The following is a 5,726-nucleotide window of genomic DNA, read 5'->3' as shown; positions in this document are numbered from 1 at the left end:
CCATGAGGCCGACATAGACGAAGAACCCGTCCCCCGTATAAGTGTTGGTGAACTCTTCCAGATCGTCGGCCGCGAGAAAGGGGGCGATAAAGGCTGACGGATCCACGTCACCGTTCTTGATGCTGTCGCAGTCGAGGCTGGTCTCGTCATCCGCCTCCTGATGCTTGGTCAGCGCTTCCGCTGTAGTTCTAAGGCCCCCGTATGCGATGTTCTCCTCGTAGAAAGAATGAACGGCCTCAAAGGTCACAAACGAGTCGTCGTACATGTCCGTATAGGCAGATGGATCCACCCAGTCTGCAAACGCAGTGGGATCGCTTGCCGCCGCATTGCCCAAGAAGTTGAGCATGTCGGTCCAGGCACTGCCGTCATCGAGGGTTCCGTCAAAGGAGGCAGAAACCATGTCGGCAATGCTGTCATACCCCAGGTCGGCCGGATCGCCTCCGGCGGCGAGATAGCTCTCAATCGCTTCGCCAATCAGCCCCATGTCATCGGCAAGCCCTTCGCCATCCAGAGCGGAATCCTCCCACATCGCCAGGCCCACTTCAAAAAGACAGCCGAAGTCGGCGTCATCCTTGGCCGCGCTGTAGTCTTCCCCCCACCCGGTAAAGTCGGAGACCCCATCTCCGTCAACATCGATCGCGTCCGAGACCTCGCCGGTGGCCAAAGTGGAATCCATGTCGTGGAATCCATGTCGCACGTGCAACCTATCTCGCTTGTCTCCCCCTCGGTAAACGAGGCGTCAAAATAAGTTTCGTAGCCCTCATCGGTCACAAACACAACCGGTTCGTCGAAACTTGCGGCGTCATCTTCCGTTCCCATCAAATCCGCGACGTCGGCAGTAACCGTGCAATTCCCCTCCGCATCCACGGTGCACTCGCCCAGGTGCTCCCCTTCCATGGTGTAGAAATGGCCGGTATCCCCTTCATCGGCCTCCTGTGCCAGCGGCCCTTTGCCCAACGCCGAAATACTGAACGACGCGGTTGGCCTTGTCACATCGGCTGACAGTTCGACGGTATCCCCGCCGCCGGTGTCAGTGTCGGTGGCGCTACTACCGCAGTCCCCCCAAGCAAACAGCGACAAGACCGCAACGACCATGCCATGAAGCATGATTGAAAAATACGATGGTATTTTCATATTGTTTCTCCCCTCCACCCCTGTTGTTTTGGACCCCAATTCTTTGCAGTAAGCGAAATTCTATCTGATGATTACTGGCATGTCGAGAATTTTTTAGCCCTCTGCGTTAATCTTGACATTTCCTTGACATTAATGGCATATCCTATTGATAATGCATCGAAAATATCTGCTGGTCGGTCTGTTGGCGGCGGCGATCATTCTGGCCGTCTCCGCCTATTTTTTGACTCTGCGACCCCTTCAGGCCCCCGAACCCGTCCGCGCCGCGAACCCGCAGGAATTTATCCAAAAACGCGGGGAGGAGGGACTGAAGAAAAAGAGGGCCATGGCCCTCGCGGCGGTCTACGAGAGAATGCTCGCCCGGTATCCCGATAATCTCGAACTCAAGAGAAAGCTTGCCGCCGCCTATACGGAAGCGGGCCAGCCAGAGAAGGCCGGCCCGCTTTTGGATGAGATCGTCAAATCAGAACAAAAAAACCGTTAAATCGGCGGTCAGCAGGCATCGCGCCCATCCGGCGACATGCAGAACCCCTCGCATTCCTCCCTGGTCACATCGTCTCCGAAGAGGTCAATGCAGGCCTGCGGAGGTTCTTCTCCCCCACCGTCCCCTTCGAATGGATCCAGTGGGGCCTCGAAGGTCGGCTGCACGATCGAATACCGTTGGGTGCAAGACCCTCCCAATAGGGCCAGCTCCGAACCTGCGAAGGTTACCAACACCGACTCGGCCGGCGCGTTGGGGTCCGGTTGCGTATACGACAAATTCGTGATCGCCGTATCCCCCAAAAGGGTAACATCCAGACCGGGGGCATTGGGGGGGGGACCCACTTCCACGTCGAAGGGATCACAGCTCGCCTCCACGGGAAGACAATATGTATTTGCCGCCACATTCACGGCATCGATAAAGAGTAGATCGGGGAGACCGATGTCGGGCAAACAGCTCCCCTGGATCGGCAGGATCAGCCCGAGAACCCCGCCATAATTCCCCAAGTCCGGGGGGCCCTCCCCGGACAGATCGTTGATGCCGTTCATCTCCTCCTGCTGATGGCAATTGTAGCCTCCCATCCCATCCCGGTTGAAGGCCTCTTCCTGTATGGCATTGCACTCCTCTATTCCCTCCTGAAGAGCGGTCAACTGGGTATCCGTGAGCGACGCGAAGTCGATGGAGGTAAAAGAGCCGGTACAATCCCAATTCCGCGAGAAGGCGACCGTATCGACCGTGGGATCGAGGGCGCTCAAGTCGAAGGCGTTCACCGTTGCATAAAAGGAGACCGAGTCATTGGACGCTGTCGTGAAGGTCTGGGTATATTCTTCGGCGCCGAAGTCGCTCGTCGTGACGCCGTTGGCGATAGTGAAGCACTCGATGCCGGTAGAGGTCACCGTCGGACAAGCGCCGTCGTCATTGGCGGCGACCATCGGCTTGAGCTCCGTGCTGGGGTTTTCGGGGTCGAATAGGGGATTGGGGCAAAGGTTGACCGTCTCATAATTGTCCGCGGTCAGTTCGATCCCCAACTCCAGCCCCAAGACCTGAAGAAAGCCGTCCAGTTGGTCCGCGGAAATATCAAAGGGGATCATGTCCTGAACCCGCATTGGGGGGGGCGCCCCCGTAAAACTGAATTTGGCGCATCCGTCTTCAGGGCCGAATTCGGCGCGCACTTTTCCCGTAAAGGAAGTATCCACGTCGGTGAAAGGATCGGTGAAAGCCCCGTTAAAGGCGCCGCTGATGGCGTTGTTCGATGCGCTCGCATCGAAGGCGATGAGACCGTTGCCGAAAGAACTGTTCATCTGGGCGGAGGCGGACGCGCTACCGTCCCCGAGGGCCACAAGGCTGTCAGTCACCGTGCCGGACGTTCCCAGGTCGACCGTCATCGCGAATTTGGAGCCCTCGGTGGTTCCCAGAAAATTTCCAACCCGTGTCACCGTGGCGGTGTAGACCGACCCGGTAGCCGTGTAGGTCGCCTCATTCTGAAGCGCATCCGACTCGCACATATCGATCTGCAGGGCGCCGTCGATGAGGCCAAGACGGATTTTAAGGTCTTTCGGTCCACCGGCGGTCCCTTCTTCGCAGGCAGTCCGCTCATCGACCTTTTCGGGCGGAATATCATCGCACATCCTTTCCTTCTCCTCGTCTCCCATTTCCGGAGGAGTAAGGGAGTAATAGCTGAATCCGTCCCCAATCGTGAAAAGCCCGGCGGACTCCATTGCCTCCGGATAGCAACGATCCAACTGGGCCATCTGGCTCATCCGGAAGATCTCGTCCTTGTGGGCATTCGCCTCGCATCCGGCGCGGGACGACTTTCCCTCACCTCTCATATCTTCGCCGAGCCTGGCCACCTGGTGGCTGGCCACCTGGTGGCTCGCCACTTGGTGGCTCGCCAATTTTGATGCCCGTGCGTTCATGGCGGTGAGGTTTGCGTCCGGTGAGGCGCTGGAATCCAGGTTGGAAAGGTCCAAACTGGGCACGGAGGACAAGGAGGAGACCGTTGCCGGAATATCGGCCGACGGGGTTGCGCTACTGCCGCAACCGGTGTTGATCAGATTAAAATTTATCAGGTTGAAGGTTAGAAGAAGGAACAGAGACGACAGTGTCCCCCAGCGAAATAATTTCATCGTTAGTACCCTCACCCCGGTTGGACCCCAATTTTTACAATAATATGAATTTTACGTAATACCTAACTGCATAGGCAAGGATTTGTTTACTCTCTGCGTTAATCTTGACATTTCCTTGACATTCTCACCAAAAATCCTCTAATTACCGTGGGTTAAAACCCACGGCACTATGCCGTCGCCCCTGTCGGGGCTTTTTTCTTCCATGACTGACGAAAATATTTATATTCAGCAGAGGGCCGAGAAGGCCGAAAACTTAAGGAAGCAGGGGATTAATCCCTATACGAATGATGTCCGGCCGTCGGCCAACTGTGGCGGAATCGCACAACAATACAATTCATGGGATAAAACCCGCCTCGAGGGGCTGAAGGAAAATTTTTCACTCGCCGGGCGGGTGATCTTCCGGCGCGATTTTGGAAAGGCCGGATTTATCAAAATCCGCGACCGGACCGGCGAATTTCAGGTCTTCTGCCAGAAAAATTCCCTCCCGGTAGAGGCGTTTGAACTCTATCGCGACATCGACATCGGCGACTTCGTGATGGTCGAAGGAAATCTTTTTCGGACCAAAACCGGTGAACTGACTCTCAAGGCCGAAAAATTCCGCCTTGTCGCCAAGGCCCTCCGCAACCTCCCGGAAAAATGGCACGGCCTGACCGATGTGGAAACGCGCTACCGGCAACGCTATGTCGATCTCATCGTTAATCCCGGCGTCCGTGAAACCTTCGTCAAACGCTCCAAAATTATCTCCTTCATCCGGCAATTTTTTCTCTCACGCGAATATCTCGAGGTGGAAACGCCGATGATGCACCCGATCCCCGGCGGGGCGGCCGCCCGGCCGTTTGTCACGCACCACAACACGCTCGATGTCGATGTGTATTTGCGGATCGCCCCGGAACTTTATTTAAAGCGGCTGGTGGTGGGGGGGTTGGAGCGGGTCTTCGAGATCAACCGGAATTTCAGAAACGAGGGGGTTTCGGTCCGGCACAACCCGGAATTCACCATGCTGGAATTTTACGAGTCCTATTCGACCTATGAAGATTTGATGCGTTTAACGGAGGAGTTGTTGTCCGGTTTGGTCCACGAGGTTTGCGGGACGACAAAGGCGGGTTATCAGGGTGAAACCATCGACTTCACGCCGCCGTTTGCGCGAATCTCTTATCAGGAGATGTTAAAGATCGGGGAGGCGGGGCTTGTCAACCCGACCTTCGTCACCGGCTTTCCGACAGACAAGTCGCCGCTGGCCCGGCGGAGCGAGGCGGATCCGGCGATTGCCGACCGGTTTGAGCTTTACATTGCCGGAATGGAAGTGGCCAACGCCTTCTCGGAGTTGAATGATCCGGCCGACCAGAAGGAGCGCTTCTTAAAACAGGCCGAGGCGCGCAAAAAAGGGGACGAAGAGGCGATGTATTTTGACGCCGACTACATCCGCGCCCTGGAATACGGCATGCCGCCGACAGCAGGGGAGGGGATCGGGATCGACCGGCTGGTCATGTTGCTGACCGATTCGCCGTCGATTCGGGACGTAATTTTGTTTCCCCAGTTGAGACCGGAAAAATAAGCGAACAATCTGGCTTTGCCAGTTGTGAGCGCGGGGTTTGGGGCCATTTGAGGCCCGAAATCCAGGACGCGAGTAGCAACAAACGGGCCGAAAGGGCCCCAAGTATAATGTCTTTTGAAACATTCATCGCCCTCCGCTATCTCAAATCGAAAAAGGCGTATCGTTTTTTATCCTTTCTTTCCCTCATTTCCCTGACCGGCATTTGCATCTCGGTTTTTTCGTTCACCGTGATTCATTCGGTGATGAACGGGTTTTCCACCCATCTGCGGGAGGCCCTTGTGGGGTTTGACGCGCATTTGACCATTCAGGAGCCAGGAGCCAGGAGGCAGGAGGCAGGAGGGGGAAACTCCGTGGAGAGCTGGCTCCGTGCGCGAAAAGAGGTGGCCTCGCCACGGGTGGCCTCGGTGGTTCCCGTCACCGAATTTGCGGGGAT

5 protein-coding genes are annotated in these 5,726 nt (G+C 56.3%); 3 read left to right on the top strand and 2 right to left on the bottom strand.

The genetic code is table 11. From position 1 onward, the window contains the following. On the bottom strand, positions 1–676 hold a 676-nt coding region (locus HYU99_05760; protein ID MBI2339853.1), incomplete at its 3' end, for a hypothetical protein. A gap of 609 nt (positions 677–1,285) precedes the next feature. On the opposite strand from HYU99_05760, the gene HYU99_05755 reads away from it, so the two are divergent. Continuing rightward, positions 1,286–1,615: a tetratricopeptide repeat protein gene (locus tag HYU99_05755; GenBank protein MBI2339852.1), complete on the top strand. Its 330-nt coding sequence runs from the start codon at positions 1,286–1,288 to the stop codon at positions 1,613–1,615. Positions 1,616–1,623: 8 nt separating this feature from the next. Here HYU99_05755 and HYU99_05750 read toward each other — a convergent pair whose 3' ends face one another. Next, positions 1,624–3,738, bottom strand: a complete 2,115-nt coding sequence (locus tag HYU99_05750) for a hypothetical protein (protein ID MBI2339851.1) — start codon at positions 3,736–3,738, stop codon at positions 1,624–1,626. 202 nt (positions 3,739–3,940) lie between these two features. Here HYU99_05750 and HYU99_05745 point away from each other — a divergent pair, with 202 nt between their 5' ends. After that, the gene (locus tag HYU99_05745) at positions 3,941–5,293 is read left to right on the top strand and encodes a lysine--tRNA ligase (GenBank protein ID MBI2339850.1); all 1,353 of its coding nucleotides are present in this window, start codon (positions 3,941–3,943) and stop codon (positions 5,291–5,293) included. Positions 5,294–5,400: 107 nt separating this feature from the next. Next, on the top strand, positions 5,401–5,726 hold a 326-nt coding region (locus tag HYU99_05740), incomplete at its 3' end, for a hypothetical protein (GenBank protein ID MBI2339849.1).

The organism is Deltaproteobacteria bacterium, assembly GCA_016183175.1.
Taxonomy (GTDB): Bacteria; UBA10199; UBA10199; order UBA10199; family SBBF01; genus JACPFC01.
The sequence above is the reverse complement of the archived record's forward strand: the minus strand, read 5'-3'. Positions and strand labels throughout refer to the sequence as shown.

Excerpts from the sequence above, each read along its gene's own strand:
- HYU99_05755 (MBI2339852.1), top strand. The coding sequence starts at position 1,286 with ATGCATCGAAAATATCTGCTGGTCGGTCTGTTGGCGGCGGCGATCATT.
- HYU99_05750 (MBI2339851.1), bottom strand. The coding sequence starts at position 3,738 with ATGAAATTATTTCGCTGGGGGACACTGTCGTCTCTGTTCCTTCTTCTA.
- HYU99_05745 (MBI2339850.1), top strand. The coding sequence starts at position 3,941 with ATGACTGACGAAAATATTTATATTCAGCAGAGGGCCGAGAAGGCCGAA.